This is a genomic window from Sinorhizobium fredii USDA 205, from assembly GCF_001461695.1.
GTDB classification, from domain to species: domain Bacteria; phylum Pseudomonadota; class Alphaproteobacteria; order Rhizobiales; family Rhizobiaceae; genus Sinorhizobium; species Sinorhizobium fredii.
The window spans coordinates 1-795 of record NZ_AUTC01000112.1; the positions used below are offsets into that span (position 1 = coordinate 1).

General features: G+C 63.6%; 1 protein-coding gene. It reads right to left on the bottom strand.

Annotation, left to right across the window (positions count from 1 at the left end):
* Positions 1-795 (bottom strand): IS66 family transposase (gene tnpC / locus N181_RS11665; RefSeq protein ID WP_155621611.1); only part of this gene is annotated, 795 nt, incomplete at both ends.

Genomic DNA, 795 nt, shown 5'->3' on the forward strand with positions numbered 1-795 from the left:
ATTGCCGCCATCGGAGCGGATCAGCTTGTTATAGGCGGCATAGCCGTCGACTTGCAGGATGCCGCGGTAGCCCTTGAGATGCCGGGCGACGCACTCGCCGGCCCGACTGTCCTCAAAGCGGTAGACGACCATGGGCGGACCGTTGCCGCCAAATGGTCGGTCATCCCTGGCATAGGCCCATAGATAGGCTGTCTTCGTCGATCCGGAGCCGGGAGCGAGCGTCGGCAAGGTGGTTTCGTCGGCGAAGATCCGTTCGGCCTTCTTGATCTCATCGAAGAGGTAGTCGGCGAGGATCTCCAGCTCGAACCCGAGCTTGCCCATCCATTGCGCCATCAGTTTGCGGTCGAGCTCGACCTTGTCGCGGGCGTAGATCGCTTCCTGTCGATAGAGCGGCAGGCCATCGGCATATTTGGAGACGGCGATCTGGGCCAGAAGCGCTTCCGTCGGAATGCCGCTCTCGATGATGTGTGCCGGCGCCGGCGCCTGGATGACGCCGTCCTCGTTTTTGAAGGCATACTTCGGGCGGCGGGTGACGATGACGCGGAACTTCGCCGGCACCACATCCAGCCGCTCCGACACGTCTTCGCCGATCAGCACCTTCCGCTTGCCCGCATGCTCCGGCCGATCTTCCGGCTCGACGACCACTTCGACCCGCTCAAGATGGAGTGCGAAGCCCTTACGCGGCCGCGGCGGACGTTTGCCATCCGGACGCTCGCCGCCCTTGCTGACCTGCGCCCTGATCGCAGCGATGCCGGTCTCGATCTCCTCGAAGACAAAGGCCTGCTGCTCGTCGTC